The 23,272-nt window shown below is 48.7% G+C and carries 20 protein-coding genes; 17 read left to right on the plus strand and 3 right to left on the minus strand.

Going from position 1 to position 23,272, the window contains the following annotated elements:
• Positions 1-35 precede the first annotated feature (35 nt).
• Together BM159_RS04175 and BM159_RS04180 are read left to right on the plus strand one after the other, a co-directional pair.
• Entirely contained in the window at positions 36-938 is a 903-nt protein-coding gene (locus BM159_RS04175; protein ID WP_093913005.1) for a response regulator, read from the plus strand.
• A 95-nt stretch (positions 939-1,033) separates the two neighbouring features.
• Complete coding sequence (locus BM159_RS04180; protein WP_093913006.1) at positions 1,034-1,858, plus strand: mechanosensitive ion channel family protein; 825 nt, start codon at positions 1,034-1,036, stop codon at positions 1,856-1,858.
• Positions 1,859-2,036: 178 nt separating this feature from the next.
• On the opposite strand, the gene panF is transcribed toward BM159_RS04180, so the two are convergent.
• A complete protein-coding gene (panF, locus tag BM159_RS04185) occupies positions 2,037-3,536 on the minus strand; it encodes a sodium/pantothenate symporter (RefSeq protein WP_093913007.1) in 1,500 nt (499 codons plus the stop codon).
• Positions 3,536-3,802, minus strand: a complete 267-nt coding sequence (locus BM159_RS04190; protein ID WP_093730409.1) for a YhdT family protein — start codon at positions 3,800-3,802, stop codon at positions 3,536-3,538. Before BM159_RS04190 ends, panF begins: the two co-directional genes overlap by 1 nt.
• A gap of 452 nt (positions 3,803-4,254) precedes the next feature.
• Here BM159_RS04190 and BM159_RS04195 point away from each other — a divergent pair, with 452 nt between their 5' ends.
• The 6 genes from BM159_RS04195 (at position 4,255) to BM159_RS04220 (ending at position 13,866) form a co-directional block, all read left to right on the plus strand.
• Positions 4,255-4,737 (plus strand): 2-thiouracil desulfurase family protein, encoded by a 483-nt coding sequence (locus tag BM159_RS04195; RefSeq protein WP_093913008.1) that lies wholly within the window; start codon positions 4,255-4,257, stop codon positions 4,735-4,737.
• 52 nt (positions 4,738-4,789) lie between these two features.
• Positions 4,790-5,938 carry a M20/M25/M40 family metallo-hydrolase gene (locus BM159_RS04200; RefSeq protein WP_093913009.1) on the plus strand — a complete coding sequence of 383 codons (1,149 nt, stop codon included), beginning with the start codon at positions 4,790-4,792 and terminating at the stop codon, positions 5,936-5,938.
• A 97-nt stretch (positions 5,939-6,035) separates the two neighbouring features.
• Positions 6,036-9,854: a DNA polymerase III subunit alpha gene (locus BM159_RS04205; protein ID WP_093913010.1), complete on the plus strand. Its 3,819-nt coding sequence runs from the start codon at positions 6,036-6,038 to the stop codon at positions 9,852-9,854.
• A 19-nt stretch (positions 9,855-9,873) separates the two neighbouring features.
• Complete coding sequence (locus BM159_RS04210; protein WP_093913011.1) at positions 9,874-11,325, plus strand: metallophosphoesterase; 1,452 nt, start codon at positions 9,874-9,876, stop codon at positions 11,323-11,325.
• Between the two features lie 85 nt (positions 11,326-11,410).
• Positions 11,411-12,877: a glutamate synthase-related protein gene (locus tag BM159_RS04215; RefSeq protein WP_093913012.1), complete on the plus strand. Its 1,467-nt coding sequence runs from the start codon at positions 11,411-11,413 to the stop codon at positions 12,875-12,877.
• 146 nt (positions 12,878-13,023) lie between these two features.
• Positions 13,024-13,866: a 5'-nucleotidase, lipoprotein e(P4) family gene (locus BM159_RS04220; RefSeq protein ID WP_093913058.1), complete on the plus strand. Its 843-nt coding sequence runs from the start codon at positions 13,024-13,026 to the stop codon at positions 13,864-13,866.
• Between the two features lie 193 nt (positions 13,867-14,059).
• Here the strand turns inward: BM159_RS04220 and BM159_RS04225 are convergent, their stop codons facing one another.
• Positions 14,060-14,563: an RrF2 family transcriptional regulator gene (locus BM159_RS04225; RefSeq protein ID WP_218149498.1), complete on the minus strand. Its 504-nt coding sequence runs from the start codon at positions 14,561-14,563 to the stop codon at positions 14,060-14,062.
• Between the two features lie 372 nt (positions 14,564-14,935).
• Between BM159_RS04225 and BM159_RS04230 the strand changes: the two genes are divergently transcribed.
• The 9 genes from BM159_RS04230 to BM159_RS04265 all read left to right on the plus strand — a co-directional run bounded on the left by BM159_RS04230 (position 14,936) and on the right by BM159_RS04265 (position 23,260).
• Positions 14,936-15,202, plus strand: coding sequence for a hypothetical protein (locus BM159_RS04230; protein ID WP_093913013.1), 267 nt, complete (start codon positions 14,936-14,938; stop codon positions 15,200-15,202).
• Positions 15,192-16,037, plus strand: coding sequence for a hypothetical protein (locus tag BM159_RS04235; protein ID WP_093913014.1), 846 nt, complete (start codon positions 15,192-15,194; stop codon positions 16,035-16,037). The genes BM159_RS04230 and BM159_RS04235 overlap by 11 nt, the downstream gene beginning before the upstream one ends.
• A 3-nt stretch (positions 16,038-16,040) precedes the next feature.
• Positions 16,041-16,187 carry a hypothetical protein gene (locus BM159_RS11940; protein ID WP_177205902.1) on the plus strand — a complete coding sequence of 49 codons (147 nt, stop codon included), beginning with the start codon at positions 16,041-16,043 and terminating at the stop codon, positions 16,185-16,187.
• A 22-nt stretch (positions 16,188-16,209) separates the two neighbouring features.
• Positions 16,210-17,295 (plus strand): MBL fold metallo-hydrolase, encoded by a 1,086-nt coding sequence (locus BM159_RS04240; RefSeq protein ID WP_093913015.1) that lies wholly within the window; start codon positions 16,210-16,212, stop codon positions 17,293-17,295.
• A gap of 20 nt (positions 17,296-17,315) precedes the next feature.
• Positions 17,316-18,707, plus strand: coding sequence for a hypothetical protein (locus BM159_RS04245; RefSeq protein ID WP_093913016.1), 1,392 nt, complete (start codon positions 17,316-17,318; stop codon positions 18,705-18,707).
• Between the two features lie 195 nt (positions 18,708-18,902).
• On the plus strand, positions 18,903-19,199 hold the full coding sequence (tatB, locus tag BM159_RS04250) for a Sec-independent protein translocase protein TatB (RefSeq protein WP_218149499.1): 297 nt from the start codon (positions 18,903-18,905) through the stop codon (positions 19,197-19,199).
• A 99-nt stretch (positions 19,200-19,298) separates the two neighbouring features.
• A complete protein-coding gene (tatA, locus tag BM159_RS04255) occupies positions 19,299-19,484 on the plus strand; it encodes a twin-arginine translocase TatA/TatE family subunit (RefSeq protein WP_093913018.1) in 186 nt (61 codons plus the stop codon).
• Entirely contained in the window at positions 19,459-20,247 is a 789-nt protein-coding gene (tatC, locus tag BM159_RS04260; RefSeq protein WP_177205903.1) for a twin-arginine translocase subunit TatC, read from the plus strand. Before tatA ends, tatC begins: the two co-directional genes overlap by 26 nt.
• Before the next feature lie 280 nt (positions 20,248-20,527).
• On the plus strand, positions 20,528-23,260 hold the full coding sequence (locus tag BM159_RS04265; protein WP_093913020.1) for a response regulator: 2,733 nt from the start codon (positions 20,528-20,530) through the stop codon (positions 23,258-23,260).
• The last annotated feature ends 12 nt before the right edge of the window (positions 23,261-23,272 follow it).

Raw genomic sequence — 23,272 nt, forward strand, 5'->3', positions numbered from 1 at the left:
AAGCAGTTTTGTTGTTTTTATAAGGAGCAAAAGCCATGCCGAAGATTTTAGTGGTAGATGATAACGAACAGTTAAGCAGTATGCTGAAAGATGTCCTGGAAAGCTGGGGCTACACGGCGCTGACTGCCACCGAAGGCCGTTCCTGTCTGGAAATCGCCCGGCAGGAGCAGCCGGATATCATTTTATTGGACATCATGCTGCCCGGTCTGTCCGGCTATGAGGTGTGCAGCGAGCTGAAACGGGATGGGCGCACCCATTCCATCGCGGTGATCATGATGACGGCGCTGGAGGATATGGAAAGCCGTATCCACGGTTACAAAGTAGGAGCCGATAATTTTCTGGTAAAGCCTATTAATTATAATGAAGTAAAAGCAATCATCCAGAAACTGTTAAAAGAAAAACTCTATGAGGATACGCTGGAAGAAAGCTGCAACGTAGCGAAAGCGTTCCGGAAATTCGGACAGCTTCTCCTGGGACAGCCTGTGAATATCAATGCGCCGAATATGGTTTATTGCAATAAACTGCTGGAATCCCTGAACTGGGACTGGGCCACGGCAAAAAAGGCCCGCATCGCCGTCATGTTTCCTTCCCCTGTCGAACTGTCTGAAAAGACAAACCTGACAGTGGACCAGGTCATTTCCCTGACAGACGGGCTTTATCTGGGCCGCTGGCTGCAGCCGGTGCTTCGGTTTTTAAACGCGCCGGTAGACGATAATGAAGCGTTCCGTCCGGAACTGGAGCGGCAGAACTGCCTGAAAGCGGCGGAACTGGCGCTGATTGTGAACCGCTATACTGCACTGCTTAAGGAAAAGCAGGACAGGGAACTGACATTTTCCATCTTGAAACGGGAATCCGCGGTGAACCATTATAATAAAGAAGTACTGAAACAACTGGAAGAGATACTGCGGGCAGAACAGATACTGGAAAGCATAAAATAAAATAATGGATTTATGTTAACGGTGCACGTTGAATGTGCTATAATAAAATATCAGGAGACTGAAACTTTATTTTTTGTTTTAGGAGGTAAACAATTATGAATCAGATCATTGCCACAGCGCAACAAATACTCGATTTTAAAGTTGGAAACATCAGTGTAGGCTCCGTCATCCAGGGGCTGGTCCTGCTGATCATCTTCAACCGGATCATCAGCATGATCATGGGCCCGATTATTGACAAGGTTCTGGGCCGCTTTAAACTGGAAACCACGGTACAGGGATTTGTCAAAGGCTTTATCAAGGTGATCCTGAACTTTGTGGCCCTTTGTGTGGTTGCAGACAGCATCGGTATTCCGATTGCATCCGTCCTGGCTGTTGTAGGCATGTTAGGTCTGGCAATTTCCCTGTCCGTACAGGGAGCTTTGTCCAACGTTGCCAACGGTTTCCTCATTTTAGTTACGAAACCCTTTAAGGTTGGCGATTATGTTGGCATCGCAGGCATTGAAGGTTTTGTAAAAGACGTCAGCATGCTCTGCACCAAAGTGCTTACCATTGACAACAAGCTGATCATTGTTCCCAACTCGGAAGCCATGGGCGGCAAAATCACCAACTTTTCTTCCGAGGATCTGCGCCGGGTAGACATTGAAACGAAAGCCGGCTATGCCAATAAGTTTGAAGATGTTTATGCTGCAGTGCTGCAAGCCGTGAAAGATACGCCCACCGCGTTACAGGATCCGGCGCCTTTCGTGCGGGTTTCCGGTTACACTGACTATGCGGTAGTGTACACGATCCGTGTATGGACCAAATCCGCTAACTATTGGGACTGCTATTTCGACCTGATGCAGAAGGTTGGGGAATTCAAAGACAAGAACGGTATTGTCGGCGGCGTTCCTTCTATGAAAGTATTGGGTGAGGACAAATAACGCCGTTTACACGTCCGCTGTTGTTTAATTATGACAGGAAAGTGCATAGCAGGCACTCCCGGTGTTTTTGCTTCAGCGCTTCTCCGTCGCAACTTGTAAAAAATAACCGGTATCACAGTGAAATGTGATACCGGTTTTACTATTGTGCGAGTCTTTTTTATTGCAGGCTCATTGGTTTCTAGTCTTCGTACTTATCCGGGAAGAACAACTTCAGGGTGTCCATGTCGGGCATCTTGCCTAAGGCGTTGCCGATAAAGAAGAAGACCAGCGAAGTGGTGATACCGATGGTGATCTGGTGCAGGGACATTACTTTGAAGCCCAGGGCCATGGTGATGCAGTAGGCTGCCACGCCGCCGGCCATGGCGAATATGGCGCCGGTGCTGTTGGCTTTGTGCCAGAACAGGCCGAAGATCATCACCCAGAAGAACGCGGTTTCCAGTCCGCCGAAGGCGAACATGTTGATCTTCCAGATTACAGACGGGGGCGCGATGGAAATCAGGTAGATTCCAAAGCCCAGCAGGATGGTGAAGATCATGCTTAACCGTTTGACGCCGTCGTTGCTCAGGGAATTCCCGCTCTTTTCCAAATGGCGCATGTACACGTCTTTGATGATGGAGGAAGAAGAGGTGAGCAGCAGGGAGGAAACAGTGGAAATGGTGGCCGCGATAGGTCCAATGATGACAACGCCGGCCCAGAAGGGGCTCATGACGCTGATGATGGTGCGGGGCATGATGTTGTCCACGCTGTTTCCGTAAGCGGCCAAATCAGGATTGGTGAGTACGCCTTTGCACAGTACGCCGACCCAGGTAGCGATGATGGTTACCACACCGATTACGATGGTACCGATGATGATGGCATTACGCAGGGCTTTGGTGTCTTTATAGCTGATGCTGCGGACTACAGACTGGGGGAGCGCCAGGGTGCAGACGCCTACCAGCAGCCACTGGCTGATGTACAGGGAAACCGGCATCTTGCCACGGGAGAGAGGTTCCAGCATGGCCGGGTCGTTTGCCCGGAAGTGGGCCATGATGGCACTGTAACCTCCGGCTTTGTCCAGCAGGCAGTAGAACAGGATGCCCATGCCGATCATCATGGCGATGGCGCAGATGGCGTCGGTGATGGCTACGCCTTTGAACCCGCCGATGGTGGTGTAGATGACCACGATGATGCCGAACATGGTGAGGCCGGTCATGTAGGAATAGCCGGTAACTGCTTCAAACAGTTTGGCCGCGCCAACGAACTGGGCGACCATGGTGGCGCAGAAGAAAGCGACGATGAAGATAGCTGCCATATTGGCCAGTGCGTCGGATTTGTACCGGGCGCGGATGATATCAATGACGGTGACCGCATCAATTTCACGGGCAATCAGGGATATTTTCTTGCCGAAAACACCCATGACAAGGAAGATGACTACCATCTGTACGATGGCCATGTACAGCCAGCCGTAACCGATCTGCCAGGCCACGCCGGGCCCGCCGACGAAAGTGGAAACGCTGGAGTAGGTGGCAACCGTGGTCATAGCCAGGACAAAGCCGCCTAAGGAACGTCCACCGATGAAGTAGTCTTTCACAAAGTTGGAAGAACGGGCTTCACTGGACTGCTGCTGTACCCAGTAGCTGATGTAAAGCAACGCGGCCAGGAATAAAAGAGCGGGAGCCAGATTCAGTAAATTTTCCATTACTTGCCGCCTCCTTTCGCCGTAGCGTCTTCTTTCATGTCAACGTCTTTAATGACGTATTCCGCCAGCCACCAGGCTACGACAACGGCAAAGAGCCAGGATACGATGCAGCCGCCGATGACCCAGATGGGGGTGTCGAAAATGACGATATCCGAATCAGCCAGACCGAAACCTGCCGCGATCCAGAAGAGGATGACGACAATCGTGGCCAGCACGGTGGTCTTGGCTTCCCGGTTTGCCTGCCGGAATTGTTCACTGCGTTTCATAATGACAAGTACCTCCCTTTTTATAACGTGGGGTTTGCAACTAATTAAAAATCGCCCATCCGGAAACGGATGCGCGATACATTTTACTGTTGCGTCCCGTCCCGGTCTTTGCGGATCCAAGCGATATCAGACTCTGTTGCTTCATTCTCTAAGAGGTTTTACGGTAAAACTCTGCGGTGCCTTCCGTTCCTCTTAAAATTCACATGTATGATAGCATACATCTGCTGAGAATGCAACCTTGCAAGCAGTATTTTTTACATTGTTTGATTAGCGGTGCTTTTTCAGTTTTCTACAATGTAACATGGGTTTGTGTCAAAAGAAGGACATTTATATGTTTTTTCTTTGCAACGTTTATGTTTTTTGAAATTATATTGTAAGCTTACCATTTGTGGTAAAATAGATAAAAGAGGAAACATATTGACGTGTAATAAGTTCAGGAGAATAAGAAAAGTATGATTCTGATCAGCGCCTGTCTGGCAGGCAGGAATGTAAAATATAATGGAAGAAATAATGCAGTGCCCTGGCTTTGTGAATGGATTGAACGGCATAAGGAGCAGGTACTGCTTGTTTGCCCGGAGGTGATGGGCGGATTGGCGACACCGCGTCTTCCGGCAGAGATTCAGTCCGGGGAAGCAGATTCCGGAACCAGCCCTGAAAAGCGGCGGGTTGTCAATAAAGCCGGTGAAGATGTGACGGAGCATTTCCGGCGGGGAGCGGAAAAGGTGCTGGAGTTAGTGAAACAGCATCATATCACTTCTGCTGTTATGAAAGCAAACAGCCCTTCCTGCTCAGGGTTTTACATATACGACGGCACGTTTTCCGGAACTAAAATCACAGGGCGGGGGATTACGGCGGAGTTGCTAGTGGAACACGGCGTCAAGGTGTATTCGGAAGAAATGCTGACGCCGGAATTATTAAAAGAATTAACAGTTTAATATTGCTGATAGTATTTTGTTTTGCTGAAAGGAGAAAGGATTGAAACAAGCTATGAATACGAGTATTACTATAAATGAAGAACGTCTGAAGAATACGTTTATTGAGTTGGTCGGTGTGCCCTGTCCCAGCTGTGATGAAAAACAGGAAGCGGAGCTTTTAGTGAAAAAATTGAAGGAACTGGGTATGGAGCCGCAGGTGGACCGGGCCGGTGAACAATGCGGCGGCACCACGGGAAATGTCTGGGGTTTTTTAAAAGGAAATGTGCCCGGCGCGTTGCGTCTGTTTTTTGAAGCGCACATGGACAGCGTGGCGCCTACGACAGGAACGCATGTCATGGAAAAAGACGGCGTGTTGTATTCTGACGGTACGACCACGTTAGGCGGCGACGATAAAAGCGGTGTGGCTGCCGTGCTGGAAGCCATGCAATGCATCATCGAAAACGATTTGCCCCACGGGGATATCCAGGTCTGCTTCACAATCGGGGAAGAGACCGGAAGTTACGGCGTGCGTTACATGGACAAAACTATGATCCAGGCTGACGCAGGTTACTGCATGGACTGCGGCGGCCATCCGGGGGCTATCTTTAACGCGTCACCCAAAGCAATCAACCTGAAGCTGACGGTGAAAGGCAAAAGCGCCCATGCCGGTCTGGAGCCGGAGAAAGGTATCAACGCCATCATGCTGACTGCAGACGCTTTGCACGCTTTGCCTGCATACGGACGAATCGACGCAGAGACAACATTAAGTGTGGACATGATTGACGGCGGACTTGCTAGCAATATTGTGCCGGAGGCCTGCGAGATCGTCATTGACATGCGCTGCCCCGATGAAACGAAGCTGGAACGGTTAAAGAACGAAACAGTGGAGATATTCCGAAACGCTGTTGAGGCGAAAGGCGGTACTGTGGAAGTTGCGGTGAAAGAGGTGGCGCCGGGCGTCAACCTTGACACAGACCATGCGACCGTGAAACTGGCGGCAACTGCGGCGGAAAAATCAGGCTTCCCGGTTAGCATGGGTTTCACCGGAGGTTGCAGCGACGCTAACTTTTTGTGCGGTATGGGTCTGCCCACCGTATTATTGGCTACCGGAATGGACAAGATCCATACCACGGAGGAATGCCTGGCCCTGGAAGATCTGAACAACGCAGCCCGCTGGGTGCTGGGCATTGTCAGGGAAGCTGCGGGGGAGAGGTTATCGTAAGGGTATGATATAATAAAAATATAAACGGCAAAGAATTAAAAGTAACGTTTGAAAAGCAATTAAATGCTGTAGTGAAAGCGGCGGAACGGAACCAATCATGAACGTACCTTTTACGCACTTGCATGTGCATACCCAATACAGTTTGTTAGACGGCGCCTCCAGACCGAAGGAGTTGCTGCAGCGCGCCATGGAACTGGGGATGGACAGCATTGCCATCACCGACCACGGCAATATGTACGGCGCGGTGGACGTCTACCAGACGGCGCAGAAATTGAATAAGGAAGCAGAAAAAGAGGGAAAGTCCGGCATAAAGGTCATCTTCGGCTGTGAATGTTATATTACCCCGGGGAGCCGCTTTGACCGCATCGACAAGCAGCCCCGTTATCATCTGATCCTGCTGGCGGAAAATCAGGAAGGCTATCACAATCTGGTGAAGCTGGTGTCTCTCGGTTTTATTGACGGCTTTTACCGCAAACCCCGCATCGATAAGGATATCCTGCGCAAATACAGCAAGGGTATCATCTGTCTGTCTGCCTGCATACAGGGAGAAGTTCCTCAAATGATCCTGCAGCGGAATCTGGACGGGGCGGAACGAGCGCTGCAGGAGTATATTGATATTTTCGGCAAAGACAATTTCTTTTTGGAAATGCAGAACCACGATCTGGAAGAAGAACGGACCGTCAACCGGCAACTGCATATCTTTGCGGAAAAATACGGTGTGAAGCTGGTTGTCACCAACGATATCCATTACGTGAAACGGGAGGATGCTTCCGCCCAGGATGTGCTGCTCTGCATTCAGACCAATAAAAACGTGGACGACCCGGACCGGATGCGTTTCAACAACGACTGGTATTACTGCAAGAGCTATGAGGAAATGCGGGCGCTGTTCCCTGACGATGAGGAGGCGCTGCACAATACCCATGCCATTGCGGAACGCTGCAACGTAGATTTAACCTTTGGCCAGTTATTGCTGCCGGAGTTTCCCATTCCGCAAGAGTACCATAACGACGCGAATGAATATGTGCGCGCCCTTTGCGAAGAAGAAATACCCAAACGGTATGGCACGTTGCTGACGAAGCTGTCGGAGGATAACAGAAAGAAAAAAGAAAAAGAGATTCAGGACCGGCTGCAGTATGAGCTGGGTGTGATCAAACAGATGGGCTATGCGGCCTATTTCCTGATCGTTTGGGATTTTATCCATTACTGCCGCAGTCACAAAGACGCGGCGGGAAATCCTGACCCCATTCCGGTGGGACCGGGCCGTGGCAGCGCGGCGGGATCTATTGTGGCTTATCTGCTGCATATTACCAACATTGATCCGCTGGATTTTGATTTACTGTTTGAACGGTTCCTGAATCCGCAACGGGTCAGCATGCCCGATATTGATACGGATTTCTGCTACCGCAGGCGGGGCGAAGTGCTGGACTATGTGATCCGCAAGTATGGAGCAGACCATGTGTCGCTGATCATCACGTTCGGAACATTACAGGCGCGTGCGGCGGTCCGGGACGTAGGACGGGCCCTGGGCATCAGTCTGCCGAAGACGGACCGGGTGGCCAAGGCGGTACCCCGGGAACTTGGGATTACCCTGGACAGGGCGCTGCAGACGAAAGACCTGCGGGCCATGTACGACAGCGACCCGGAAGTAAAACGCATGATTGACATCGCCAAAAGCGTGGAAGGCCTGCCCCGTAACAGTGGCACCCATGCGGCCGGCGTGGTGATTGCGCCGAAACCCCTGATTGAACTGGTGCCCCTGCAGCTGGACGAAGCCGCAGACATTGAAGCGGGCATCAGCCAGGAGCGGATGATCACCACCCAGTTTGATAAGAACCAGGTGGAAGAGCTGGGCCTTCTGAAGATGGACTTCCTGGGCCTGCGTACCCTGACCGTCATGGACGATGCGGTGCATTTCATAAAAGAGAGTACCGGGGAAACGGTTGACCTGGACAACATCCCCCTGGAAGATGAGGCGGTCAGCAGGATGCTCTGCGCAGGGGACACCCAGGGCGTGTTCCAGCTGGAAAGCGCGGGCATGACCCGACTAGTGGAACGACTGGTGCCCAGGTCCATGAGGGATTTGGTACCGCTGGTGGCATTGTACCGCCCGGGACCCTTGGACGCGGGCATGGCGGACAAGTTTATCGAAGGCCGGAAGCGTCATCACGCGGTGGAAAGCATCCATCCGTTGCTGGATGGAATCCTGGCAGATACCTACGGGGTTGTGCTGTATCAGGAACAGGTCATGCAGACGGCTTCCATTCTGGCAGGCTTCTCCTTGGGCGAAGCCGACATTCTGCGCCGGGCCATGGGCAAGAAAAAGGTGAAAGACCTGATTGCCATGAAGAACCGCTTTGTGGAAGGGGCGCAGAAACTGCACAGCGTTCCTCCGCAAAAAAGTGAAGAGATTTTCGACATTCTGCTGAAATTTGCCGGTTACGGTTTTAATAAGTCCCATTCGGTGGCCTACGGCATGGTGGCTTACCAGACGGCGTACCTGAAAGCTCACTGGCCTGCGGAATATTTTGCGGCCTTGCTTACCAGCATCATGGGCGACACCGATAAAGTGAGCTGGTATATCACTGTCTGCAAGGATCGGGGCATCCCTATGCTGCCCCCGGACGTGAACGCCAGCCAGGAAGGTTTCTCTGTGGAAAAGGGCGCCATCCGTTTCGGACTGGTGGGTATCAAAAGCGTGGGCGAGGGCGCAGTGCGGGAAATCGTGCGGGCCCGGCAGGAAGGCGGTCCCTTCCGGGATATTCTGGATTTCTGCAAGCGGGTGAATTACCGGACGCTGAACCGCCGGCTTTTGGAAAACCTGATCAAGTGCGGCGCTATGGATTCCCTGGGAGCCTACCGGTCCCAACTGCTGGCGGTGTATGAAAAAACATTGGATTTGGGCATTCAGCAGCAACGGGATTACAACAGCGGGCAGATAGGCCTGTTTGGCGGCGACGATTTTGCGGAAGTGAATTCTGTGCCGTTGCCGAAGATGGACGAGATGAGCCGTTCCGTAAGGCTGAAAAATGAAAAGGAACTCATCGGCTTTTATGTGACAGGCCATCCTTTGGACGGCTACCGGGAGGCGCTGGACAAACTGACACCACTCTATACGCTGACGGGCGACACGCCGGCGGTGCGTGACGGACAGTTTGTCAACGTGGGCGGTATCATCAGCAGCACCGATATTAAAGTGACGAAAAAAGGCGACTCCATGGCGGTGCTGGCGCTGGAGGACTTCAGCTCCCGTATTGAAGTGGTGGTGTTCCCCCAGGCCTACAACGAATATCATACGTTGCTGCGTGAAGACGCTGTGGTGGAAGTGGAAGGCCGGTTCAATGTGGACGAGCGGGGCAGTAAGATCATTGCTTCGCGAATGGTGCTGCTGGAGGAAGGCAAACCGCCGGTGCTGGCCGCACAGGCGCGGAATACGCGGCGCGGAAACGGCAATAATTTTGCCGGCCGTAGCGGAAATGATGATTACTGCGGGAATACGTATTACAGTGCGAACACGGACGCGACCGCTTATAACTTTGCCAATGAAAATCCGGAAATGTATGACGCAGCTGTACAGCAAACTGTAAATTCATTCTCACAACATACTGTAAGGGATGCTGCAGAAAACATTGCCGGAACATCTCCAAATCAGGACGAACAAGGCCACATAAAAGTTCCTGTCAGCGCTATTATCGAGCTGGTGATAACGCCGGAACGGGAATCGGACATCGTGACCAGGGCGCTGACCGCCATCCTGCAAAAGCATCACGGCAGCACCATGGTCTTTTTGAAACTGATGGGATCCCGGCGGCGTATCCGGTTAGACCCACGCTACTATGTTAACGGGCAGGATATGGCGCTGCAGGATGAACTGAGGGAACTGTTAGGGGACAATGCGTTCCGGGTAAAAGAGATATAGGGTGCCGGGGACTTGGGAAATGAGAAAAATTGTTTATTTTTGTCTGGTGTTACTGTTAGTTGCCCTGTTTGGCTGCAGTGTCAATACAGTTCAGGGCAAACCTGGCCCGAAGCCGGCAGCGGCTTCTGACGATACCGTTCCAGCTTATGTAAAAGCGGAAGCGAAACGGGTTTCCGGTTTAGTCCGTGCTGTACAGAATCTGCATACTTTCACGATTATAGGCGTCAGCGATCTGCATTACCTGAAAGGCAATGCACAGATTGGCAGGGCTCTGAACGAGATGGCGCTCGGGGTAAAGGAAATTTCGTCACAGGTACCCGTGGATTATAAAATCGCTTTTGGAGATTACATTTACCGTGGTAAAGGTTGTGAGAATTACCTGGACGGCGTGGAGGAAATGCAGGCTGCAGCCGGTATACTGAATAAAGCGTTCGGGCAAAGCGGAAATCAGATCCGCTTAACCGGAAACCATGATGCCAACGCAATGGAACTTGACAAGGGTGAACTGAAACAGTTTTTCGCCATGCATGACTTGTACGGGCTTGTTGGAAAATATAATGGAAACATGATCACAGACAGCCTGAACCCGGAAGGGAACTATGGCTATATCGATATTCCGGAAAAGAGAATCAGGATAGTATGTTTGAACACCTCAGACTTTACGGATGAGGGAAAGCCAACTGTAGCGCCGGACAAAAAGGACTATAATAAAAACACGACGACAACCCATAATATGAGTAAACGGCAGGCGGAGTGGCTGATTGAAACGTTAAAGTTAAAGGGGATTGAAGACCCGGAAGCATGGAACATCCTGCCGGTGTCCCATCTGGTCCTGTCCCAGACAAAGGGCGGCCTATGGAAAAACACGGAAGCCAATGCGGCATTTCTCCTGTCCGAATATGTGAAAAAACATAAGGGAACGTTTAACTTTAAAGGAAGAGAATTACCTTATGACTATTCAGGGATAACCCCGGCGCGGGTATTACCGTATATTCATGGGCACAATCATGATTTCCCGGTAAAAAACATGAATGTAAGTAATATATCCAAAGATGTAGTCCGTAATGAAATGGTTACCGTCGGTCTTCCCAACGCCTGCCCGCTTCGCAATGCGAAGGGAAATACATACAATAAAACGGAGGGTACCGAAAAGTCGACTGCTTTCAGTGTAATCGTTATCGACCTGAAAAAGAGTGTCATAAATGTGTTTTGTTACGGAGCCGGTTTTGACAGGATTATACATTTTGACAGTGTGAAGATGAAAGCAGACACTTCGCACGTCGCCTTACACACCGCGTTGCAGGGGAAAGTTATCTGGAAAAGCCAGGATAAAGAAGTTGTGAAAGCGGAAGAGGGGAATATGAAGCCTGTTTCCGCCGGGAATACGCTGGTTGTGGCAGAAGACGAAAAGGGGAATTGCGAATACTGGAATGTTGCGGTGGAACAGGGAGCGGTTAATTTAAAACTCTAAAAGTCATTTAAATATATTAAATAATCATATAAAAATATCCAACATTATAAAAACAGGATTATTGTAAGCTGAAGGAGGGATTGCCATGGCCGTATACCGCTGCCGTATCTGCGGCGCCATTTTTGACGAAGCAAAAGAAGGAAAAAAGTTAAGTGAGATTTCCTGCTGCCCAGTCTGCAAGCAGCCGATTTCCAATTTTGAAAAGATTGCGGATGCGGAAGAAACAAAACCGGATGCAGCTGCCGGTTCGATATCGGCAACTGGCGCTGCTGTGAATGTAGAACCGGACGGAGCCGCAAGGCCGTCTTCTGCACCGCTGGCTTACGATGAAGCCTTTGCCAGAGTGGATGAACGCTGCCGCTATATGAAGGAGATTCATGAAATGGCGGTGACCGGACGTACAATCGGCGGCGCTATGGGAACGCAGATGCCAATGCCCGGCTGGGATGACATTCTGCTGCTGGGCGCGCAGCTGAACCCGCCGCCGCTGGAAGACAACGCGCCGGTGGAAACCAGGACTGTTATCGGTAAGCATGCGAAGAAACCCATGGTACTGGATAGTCCGGTGTATATTTCCCACATGTCTTTCGGCGCCCTTTCCAAAGAAACCAAGATAGCGCTGGCAAAAGGTTCCGCCTTGGCCAAAACCGCCATGTGCAGCGGGGAAGGCGGCATCCTTCCGGAAGAAAAAGCTGCGTCTTACAAATATATTTTTGAGTATATCCCCAACAAATACAGCGTGACGGAAGAAAATCTGAAGACGTCTGACGCTATTGAAATCAAGATCGGGCAGGGGACAAAGCCCGGCATGGGCGGTCATCTGCCCGGTGAAAAGGTGACGCCGGAAATTGCCGCGCTGCGGGGCAAGAAGCCGGGCGAGGATGTGCAGAGTCCCAGCAAGTTCCCGGAAATCAATTCCAAAGAAGATTTAAAATCCATGGTTGATATACTGCGGGAGCTTTCGGATGGCAGACCCATCGGGATAAAGATTGCGGCGGGTCGAATTGAACAGGACCTGGAACACTGCGTGTTTGCGCAGCCGGACTTCATTACCATTGACGGCCGGGGCGGGGCTACCGGGTCCAGCCCGTTCTTCCTCCGGGAAGCCACAACGGTTCCAACCATTTACGCCTTAAGCCGCGCTCGGAAATATCTGGATTCGGTTCACTCCGATATTGCGCTGGTGATTACCGGCGGGCTGCGGGTGTCGCCTGACTTTGCCAAAGCGCTGGCCATGGGGGCTGACGCGATTGCCATTGCCAGCGCGGCGCTGATTGCGGCGGCATGCCAGCAGTACCGTATCTGCGGCTCGGGCAACTGTCCCGTGGGTATTGCCACACAAAATCCGGAACTGCGCACCCGCCTGAACATGGAAGCCGCGGCGCAGCGGGTGGCCAACTTCCTGAAAGTGTCCCTGTCGGAACTGAAGACATTCGCCCGGATTACAGGACATTCCTCTGTGCATGATTTAAGTCTTGCTGACTTGATTACATTAGATAAGGATATCGAAGATTTTACGGGCATCCCCCATGCGGGGCGGGGGATTCGATGAGGCTTTTAAATAAGGGTTTGCAGCCTTTCTTTCGAATATGATAAAATTAAGCAGGTAAGCGGTCCGGTCTGTAAGAAGTTGTTACAGTTCACGGTGCTTGTTGATTGATGCAGGAAGCGGTTGGATTTTACGGAAAGGGGCATTTTATGAAAAAGTTATTAGTATCCGCATTGGCAGCAACAGTTTTAAGCTTTGGCATTGGCAGTGAAGTAACCGTGGCTTCCGCAGCAGAGCCGCAGTCTGTAACGAAGAGCAACATACTGACTATGGCTGCAGTATGGAAGCAGACTGCAGCAGAATACCGCGCGCTGTATTATCAGGGCTTCAATATCGCTCAGAAATATGTGGATGAAGCTGTGGCAAAGAAAAAGAAGAAAGACAAACCGCTGGCGGTTATCACGGATATGGATGATACCGTTGTGATCCATGACCGGTATTGGGCGCACCTGATTGCTAACGGAGAAGAGTTCTTCGATGACCCTGTGTGGGATAAATATATTCCCACCAACAGCCTGCTCCCGGCTCCCGGCGCGCTGGATTTTCTGAACCACTGCAAGGAAAAAGGCGTGGAAGTCTTTTATGTGACCAGCCGCGATCAGGGCGAGGGCACCTATGAAATGGCGTTGGGTAATCTGCAGGCTCTTGGGTTTCCGTATGCAGACAAAGAGCATCTGACGGTATTGGTAGACACGTCCAACAAAGAACCGCGCCAGAAAGAAATTGCGGAAAAATATAATGTGATTGTGAAACTGGGCGACAGCCTGAACGATTTCCAGCGAAAGTATTACATCAAAAAGGATTTCGAAGAACGGAATCTTATGACAGCAATGGATAAGGATTTGTTTGGTACTAAATATATCATTATGCCGAATCCTACCGACGGTCATTGGATTGCCGCAATCTTCGGACAGTCCGAACCGGAAGATACAGAAGAAAACCGTGCTCTCTGGCAGAAAACGGCGACGCGGAATGCTTGGGGAGAAAAATAAAAGGATAGCGGCGAAGCGGATTTCAGATATCCGGAAAGGAAAAACAGGACTATCCGGGTTTTAAAAGGCCTTTAAAGAGATTAACAATCAGATAAGACAAGCCCCTGCAGAGACATTCTCTGCAGGGGCTTGTCTTCATATTGCAACTTTGCTTCACCCGTTAATTGTATTATGCAAACTGTGTGAAGTATAGTCATTCATTACGGTTGTTTTGATGGAGCAGGTACGTCAGATATAAACTGGGCTTATCCAATTTTTCCTGCTGCATTCGCAGGAGATCCAGTAACGTAAGGTTATCCATCAGTTCGTCAATTGTTTCCTGAAGCAGTTTCCAGACTTCGACTGTTGTACAGGTATCGTATTGCGGACAGGGGCTCTGCTGTTGATTTAAACAAGGGACGAGAGTAAAGTCGCTTTCCATGGCCCGGACTATCTGTCCTACGGAAAAATTCTCAGGTGCTTCTGCCAGACGATAACCGCCGGCTGCGCCTTTTTCGCTAACGACAAAACCATTCTTGGACAGCTGGCTCATGATATGTTCCAGATATTTTACTGACAGTTTTTCTTCTTCAGCTATGTGTTTGGCAGATACGCATTCCAAAGTATAACGGTCTGCCAGATATAACATGATACGCAGCGCGTAGCGCCCTTTTGTTGAAATCTGCATAGTTTCCCAGCTTTCGGCTAAAATGTCCACTTCTGTGATAGGAGTTTTCCCAAATCGGTTTTATTCGTTTAATATCAAGATTTTCTTTATAAAAAATTATATCACAAAATGAATCTTTTGTGAACAAAATTGAATACAAATTCCAAACAATTTAGCTTGAAACAAAATATCCTACCTACTTGAGAGGTGGGATATTTTTACGTTTGAAAAGCATTTTAATTTTGGACTAAGTGGCTGTTTTGTAGTAAAAAAAGGCACAGGGATTACAATATCTGTTTTGTCAGAAAAGATGAAAAGAAAACTCATACCTGCGAGGTGGGAGTTTGGCCGCTTTTCTCTCTTGTATTTACTTAGAACCCTGCTTAAATAAAATTGAAAAATGTATTGGAAGGAAATCATAACATGAAACGAAGGGATTTTTTCAGAAAAGGGCTGCCATCCTATATTTACAAAATGGGGTCTGGCTTCATGAAAGAGGCAGGGATAGGTGAAGAGAACAAAGACTATTTTGATTCTTTTGAATCCGCGTATCCGTTTCTTTCCGAAGTGAGCATGGAAATGCTGTATCAGGCTGCCGCACAGGTTGGAATCGATCCGGCAGGAAAGACAAAGTTGGAACTTGCAAGGGAAGTCTACGAAAAAAGGGGTATCGCTTATCATGACGGTTAACGAACTTGTATCTTCTGCTGTAGTTTTATATATGCAGGGAGGCAGGGAGCAGGAGCTTGAGTATGTAAGCCGGTCCGAATGTTCCCAACTGGGTTGGTATTTCTGGCTGAAAAATGTACCGGGCGTGTATGAGATGGAGATGAAAGGATACGATCCGGAAATGAACAGTCAGGGCGCCGGCAGGGAAGATTTTTATATAAGATATTACCCGGCACTGGATGAAGACGTACTGGAAAGCTATTCTGTATTGGAACAATTGGCGCGGTTTGATAAAAATGTGTTTGACGACAGTGAAATAACAACGGATATGGAAGAACATGAAATTTGTCCTTGCTGCGCCGTGCCGCAAAAACACGGTAATCACGGGCACGAACATGGTTCCGGGTGTCATTGCGGCCATGAACACGGGCATCAGATTCTGAAACGCCGCCCCAAAGGGATTCCCGGTATCCTGAAAAAATTCGACATGAATAAAAAACTGTTTATGATAGGAGATTTGACCGTTTCCATAAATGAAAAAGCAACTTCTTTTACTGCATCATTGAAAACCAGCAAGAGCATAATAGAGCGTGCTCAGGAAGCGATAACGATACAGCAGGCCGGGGAAACGACAGTGCTTGTAGAAAAAGGAGGAATAGACCGGCACGTTCCGGGATATGAATTGTCAGCGCGATTTATGGAGTTCTTCTGTGGCAGGGTTCTGGAGACGGTGGCAAAGGGAAAACCTGCGGCAGTATGTGTGAAAGGGGGACCGGTGGCGGCATCAGGGTCTTGTCCGAATGTAGACGAGACGGCAGATATAACCATTCAATATATTTTCAGCAAAGGAGGGTAAGACATGAACGATACTACAGTTGTACAAGAGAATGAAGAAAACAAATTCTCGTGGAGTGGATTTATTGTAGGACTGATAGTAGGTGGAGCATTGTTCCTGTTAACGATCCAAATCGTTAAGGCATTAATGTTCTCACTGACGGCGGCATGATTACTGTAAGGAGGAAATGTAAATGAGCGTATCCCGCAGAAACTTTTTGAAAGGCCTGGCAGTAGGAGGCACTGCAGGTTATTTTGCAATGGCAGGGGTTACATCTACAGTTATGAAGGATATGTTCCTGCCTAAAGAGCCGGTTGGCGATGATGATATTGGGGAGATTAAAAGCGTAAAGGTTACGCAGATTTCCGAAACCAGTTGGTTTAATAATTCGATCCTGGTAAATGATATGATGAAAGCCGGCGGGTTGTTGGTAAACCAGTATATTATCCCCTGGACCCACGAAGGGGTAAAAGAAGGCTATAACGGAGATAACTCCGGCGGCTACAGCGCGTTGCTGGATATTGAATTTCTGGATGGTTCAAAGAAGAAAGTTCTGTTTGACTGCGGCTGGAACGCAGCGTGGATGGATGAATGCTATAAGCGGGAAGGCGTCGATAAGATGCTTGCCAACCATGAAGTAGACATGCTGTTCCAGACCCATGAGCATTTTGATCATTACTGGGGTATTGAAACTGTACTGAAATATTGTCCTGACCTTCCTATCGGTGTTCCGAAAGGGTTTTATCAGGAAGGCTTTGATTTGCTTCAGGGTAAAAAGTTTGACATAGCTAAAGTTAAAAACGATTATCCTCATAAAGGGAAGGTTACCGTCCGGGAATCTGGTAAAGTACATCATCTTTATCCGGGCGTAGCATCCATTACCTTTGACTCTTCTATAATTACCCGTGTCAAGGGGGAACAGGCTATGATTCTTAATGTTAAGGATAAAGGTCTGGTCGTCATTACCGGTTGCTGCCACATGGGTATCATTTCTTTGTTACAGGAAGTACGCCACCGTATCAAAGGCGGCAAAAAGATTTATGCTATCCAGGGCGGTCTTCATATTTCCCCGTTCGAAGACTGGGATCCGCAGTATGACGATCTGATTAAAGCTATTCCTGCTTACGGTATCGAAGTTATGGCCTGCAACCACTGCACCGGTTACCTGACTGCTGAAAAAATGCTGAAAGCGGGTCTTCCTGTAGTAGAAGGCACTGCGCGTTTCAAGAGTAAGAAAAAACTGTATCTGGGCAACGGCGACCAGGTAGTATTCGGCTGATTTAGAAAGGGGGCATTGCAATGATCAGCTTAAAAGATCATATGTGGCTGGAAAGCCGCATTCTGGAAAATAAGATGAAACAGCCTGCCCGCGGTATTTTGGGAGTCCTGATTTCATTTATCATGTTCTACATCCTCTGGTGGGTCTTTATGGATGTCCGGGGTATTATGCGATGGTATACACCGCAGTACGGTTATATGTATATCCGCTGGATTTTGATTGTAGTTATCTGGCAGGCCTATATTTTTAACTTCTGGCCCTTTACCAAATTCAGGGAAACTGCCCATCCGATTATCTCGGGGCTTGGCCTGATTGCAGTAAACTTTGCTCTGGTAGGTGCTGTAATCTGGGGCTTCTTCTATAATTTTTTAGGAAAGTTCTCCATTCCGTATCTGAGTGTTGACAAACTGGTTAATCTGGGAATGACCCCATTCTATGCACGGGAATATTCCTCCCTGGCGATCCTGATGTTTGCGGCAATCGCGTCCTGGCTGAGTCCGATCGTGCCGGTATGCTTCGGCAACCAGCCCTGGCATAACATGAAACAGCCGGCCCGCGGCATTACAGTATTCCTGGTTACGCTGTTCGCATCGGTTCTGTGCTTCTTCTGTCTGATGCATCCCCATTATCATGTACTGTTCTGGCCCTGGCAGGAATATGCAGCGGCATATCCCTGGTGGTTCAGCTTTGCCCATACCCTGCATGGCAACTTCAACGTTGGCTGGGTAATGTGCGGCACCGTGGCCATCTGGCTGCTCGAAGTAACATTCGACCGGTATCCTTTTGCCCTGATCAGGAACAAGATAGTTCGTGGTGTTGTGGGTTTCTTTGGCGTATTGGCTTTTGCCCTGCTGATATTCTATGCGTTCAATTTTGTCCAGGATTTGTCCTGGGGCCCTGCAGTTGACGGTGCAAAACGTATCTATGCTCCTGACTGGCGTTACCTTCACAGTGGCGAATTGGCAATCATGATGCTGATCCCGGCTATGATCCTGAATTTCTACTTTGATAACGGTCCCAAGAAATACAGTGAACCGGTCAACATTGCGCTGCGTATGCTTATTATCCTGGTTGGTATGGGCGTATTCCACTTCCTGTACTACAAATTCAGCCCCGGTTTATTAGGGACGCAGGCCGGCTATTCGCATCCCCAGCAGTTCCCCATGGCGCCCGGCATCCTGTTCATCTGCTGCATGCTTTTCCATAACTGGTTCATGGATTTCTGGCCCGGCAAAAAACGTGTAGGCCATGTAGAAACCATGCTGGACGAAAACGGCGATGAAATCGGCAAAGAAAATGAAACGACGGAAACAGGTTTTGCTCCCGGCAATCTGGCAGGCGCGTATTGTGAAACGACCCAGCCTTCGATGGGATATGGCAAACCTGCCACAATGTATAAGCACGTTGAATAACAAATAAAAGGGAATTGTTTTAGCGGAGTCATGAGGTAATCTGATATGACACCCTGAGCTTCGCAAGAAGCTTTCCTATATTAATCTGTAGTTGCGAACCGGAATGACGGGGCTGTGCCTCCGGAAGCATAACCCCGTCCCCGGCAAGCAGCATTATTACCGGTAGGATTGAAACCTGGTTAGGGTGGTGTAATTATGGGAATCGGCTTAGGCGAGTTCGTAATCGTACTGCTGGTAGCCTTTATCATCGTCGGACCTGAAGATCTCCCGAAAGTCGCCAGAACATTGGCGCGCTGGGTCAAGGCGGCAAGAAAAACGATGAAAGATATCAGTGGTTCGTTTGAAGAGGATTTGGAGCAGGAAGATTTTATCAAGGCGAAAAAGTCCTTTGAAACGGATTTTAAACAGGCAAATTCAGAATTAGCCCGGATCCAGCAACAGGTACTGGATACTGCTAGGCGTGAAGACGCCGCAATGAATGTGAAAAATTAAACTGCAACTGACTGCCTGGGGTGTGGCAGTATGACAGAGGTAGGACTGTCAGTATAAATGTTGATTTCATGTAATAGTCAGGAAGAAAGAAGGCATATCATGAGATTAGGAACTACAGAGATTTTATTAATTTTAGTAATTGCGCTGGTTGTTTTCGGATCCAGCCGTTTAAGCGGCGTAGGCAAGGCGCTTGGAACCAGCATACGGGAATTTAAGGAAGAAGTTAAGAGTACCGGTAATGCTGAAGGTGGTGAAGGCAATGTCGGAAAACCAGCAGGCAAATAAGTTTGCGTTGTCCGGGGATGCCATGCAGGCGGCAGAACAGGAAGGGCAGGGGACGTTAAAGGAACATTTCCAGGAACTTCGTAAACGGCTCTTGTACTGCTTTATTGTTGTAGCAGTTGCCTTTTTTATTATAGCCACCTGTTTTGCGGAATCGCTGGTACAGCTGATATCCGTTCCTGTAAAGGCGAAAGGGATCGAGTTTATTTATGTGGGTCTGGCAGAAGCCCTGACAGCCCAGTTGCAGGTTTCGTTCATCGCGGCGATGATGGTATCTTCCCCCTTCATTTTTTATCAAATCTGGGGTTTTATCGAACCGGCGCTGTACGATAACGAAAAGAAAGCGCTGCTGGTCTTTATGGGTTGTTCCGTACTACTGTTCCTGACGGGGATTTGCTTCGGATATGGGGTCGTATTCCTTTCGGCCATCACGTTCTTTGTTTATACCGGTGCCGGTATTGCGACTCCCATGCTGTCCATCAGTCAGTACGTAGGGTTTATGTTCACTTTTGTGCTGTCCTTTGGTATAGTATTTGAAATGCCGATTGTAACGTATGTGCTTTGCAGGATAGGAATCGTTACGCCGGACCAGCTCTCGGCAATGCGGAAATATATTATACTGTGTATCTTTGTCTTTGCGGCATTTCTGACACCGCCGGACGTATTGTCCCAGGTCCTGATGGCATTGCCGATGATTATCCTGTATGAAATAGGTATCGTTGTGGCAAAGCTGACGTGCGGGAAAAAAACTACGGCAGAAGCGTGAAGAAGCCGGCTTTGAAACAAAAATCTTGAGGCATTCTTGATACCTCCTCCTCAACGGAAAAGGCAATCGGGGCAGGAGCAATCCCGGTTGCCTGTTTCCGTATTATGGAATGAAAAGGTAATATTCGTTAAATACCTGATGCGAAAACCGGAAAATGATTTATAATTAGTATCAGATCTGTATACAGTATATTTGTGTCGTTTTTTCAGTTATATCCTGTAATAAGAATCAGGATCCCGGTGGTTATAACGATTATTCCGGTTGTCAGAAGGAGGCCGTTTTGAAAAAGTTATTGCTGATTGATACTTCGGAACGGGACAAAGAAATCATTAAAAGTATCCTTGATGTGGAATTTGATGTGATCGTGGCGCGAAACGGAACGGAGGGGCTTTCCATTCTGGATTCGATGCCTTCCATTTCCGTTGCGGTGCTGGTATTCCCGTTAATTGGCCTGAACGGAATGGAAACGCTGCAGACGATTCGGTCCGATTCCCGCTTTAAACATATGGCTGTTGTGGTTGTGGAAAAGGGAAAAGTCTCAGATGAAATTATGGATCTGACCGTAGGGGCGGATGACGTGATCCATACCCCCTGCGACCCCGAATTGTTACTGGCCAAGATTCGGAACGTTGTTACGAACCGGGAACTGTTGCTGACCACGCAGAACCGGAGCGGTCTGCAGAGCAATATCCTGGATGAAACGGATACGGCAATTTATGTTGTGGATGCGATCAACTATAATTTGTATTATGTAAATCATGCGGCATCGAAATTGATGGGCTGCAGTTTGCAGAATTATTCCGGGAAAAAATGCTTTAAATATTTGTTAGGCAAAAATGCTCCCTGTGAATTCTGCAAAGTTGCTATAGCGCATACGAAACAGAATACTTCGGAATTATATCTTCCCAAAGCAGACCGCACAGTAAAGGTTACTGTGCGCATGATGGAGTGGATGGGGCGCCCTTCCTATATTTTGTACGAGGACGACATAACCGAACAGAAAAAAGCGTATGAACTGGCGGAAAAACGGTACCAGCAGGAATTACAGCGGAGAAGCCGTGTTAATCTTGATTTTATGGCCTATCTGCTGATGAACGTGACAAAAGGAACTGTCCTGGAGCACGACCCTCACGGCTTTCCCGTCCCAACAATCGCTCCGGGTCATCCGATCAGTGATTTTATTGAGCATGTCCTGCCTACCGTGATTGATTTTGACAAGAGACGTGAATTTGCTGAAATGCTCAGTCTGGAGAACATGCGCAAGGCCTATGAGGAAGGAAACAACTTCCTTTCCATCGATTACCGGCGTTACAGCCGGCAGGATAATATCATTATGTGGGCCCGTTCTACCATCCAGCTGATGAAAGATCCTCAGTCTGGAGAACTTACCGCATTCCTGTATACATATGACATTAATGAAATGCGTATGATCCAGGAGACTATCCAGGTGGCAGCGAGGTATGATTATGATATTCTGGCCCATATCAACCTGATTACGGAAACCATAAAGTGTTATGCGCAGAATAAAAGCAGGCTGAACCGATTTTTGAATAAGGAGTATCCGTATGAAAAAACGATTCAGCGATACATAGGAAAGTACGTTTTAAAAGAAGAACGAGCGGAAACCCTGCAATTGATGCAGCTTTCGGTAATAAGCAAAGAACTGCAGGATAAAGATATTTATGAGGTTATTGTAAAAATCATTGAACGTGGTCAGGTGCGGCAGAAAAAGGTGCGTTTTGCAAACTTTGACAAGAAATACGGAATGGTCTTTTTGTCGGTTGTTGATATTACGGATGTGCTGGAGCATGAGGCAAAACAAAGACAGAATCTTGTACAGGAATTAGCTGCCAAAAATGAAGAGAGCCGGCGGAAGACACATTTCCTTTCAAGCGTAAGCGAAGAAATGAAGAATTCCCTTAATACAGTGATCGGTATGGCGGATATTGCGGAGGAAGATATTCGCAACGATAAAATGGTTCGGCAAAGCCTGCAGTCCATCCGGAAATCTACCGAGCATATTGTTAATATCGTTAACGACATGATGGATTTGAGCCGGATTGAAAACGGGACCATGCTTTTTAAAAAGGAATTCTGCGACGCGAATATAGGGCTGGAACTGTTGCAGAAACATATCAAACCATTGTTGGCGGCGAAGAATCAGAAACTTGTTGTTGAAAAACAGGTATATCATACTACGTATTATGCAGACAGGGCGATTCTCCAGAAGATGACGGCCAACCTGATAGGTTTTATGTCGAAAGCGACCCCTTCCAGAGGAATCATCAGGGCGCGTCTTTTTGAATTGCCCAGCCTGAATAAAAATTTTGTGCATTTCCGGTTTTCTTTACAGTCCGAACAGGCATCGGTAAATGAAACAGAGATAAGGAACCGCATGAAAGCATTTGCCTGGCTGGAGCGCGGTAATGGGTCGATACGCAATGAGTCCGGTCTGGGGCTGGCTATCGCCAAAGGTCTGGCTGCCGGATATCAGGGATCCCTGGAGGTGAAATGTTTGCCAGAGACCGGTCTGGAATTTGTAACCGATGTACATTTTGAATTAGCGGACAAAGAGGCGGCAAAGAAAAAAGCGGTTGGGTTGGATGCCAGAAATAATATGGAACTGCAGGGGTTACAGATACTGGTTGCCGAAGATAAGCTGGTCAGCATTCTGGTGGCCAGAAAACTGCTGGCAAGCAAAGGAATCAAAGCGGATTATGTCAAGAACGGAAAGCTGGCTTTCCAAAAATTCAGGGATTCGCAGGAAGGGTTCTACAATCTGATTATTCTGAACCTGCATTTGCCGGAAGTGGACGGATATGAAGCGGCGCAGATGATACGCGCCTGTGAGCATCCGCAGGCCAAAACGATTCCGATTATTGCCATGTCCGGCAATCTGGTGGACGACAATGAAGGGAAATGCCTGTCTGCAGGAATGAATGCGTTTATCCCGAAGCCGATTAAGGGCGACAGGCTGTTGAAACTTATAGTTTCTGTTCTTCAGAATGCGTGAGGCTCTGCTGTT

Source organism: Succiniclasticum ruminis DSM 9236 (assembly GCF_900112895.1).
Classification (GTDB): Bacteria; Bacillota; Negativicutes; order Acidaminococcales; family Acidaminococcaceae; genus Succiniclasticum; species Succiniclasticum ruminis.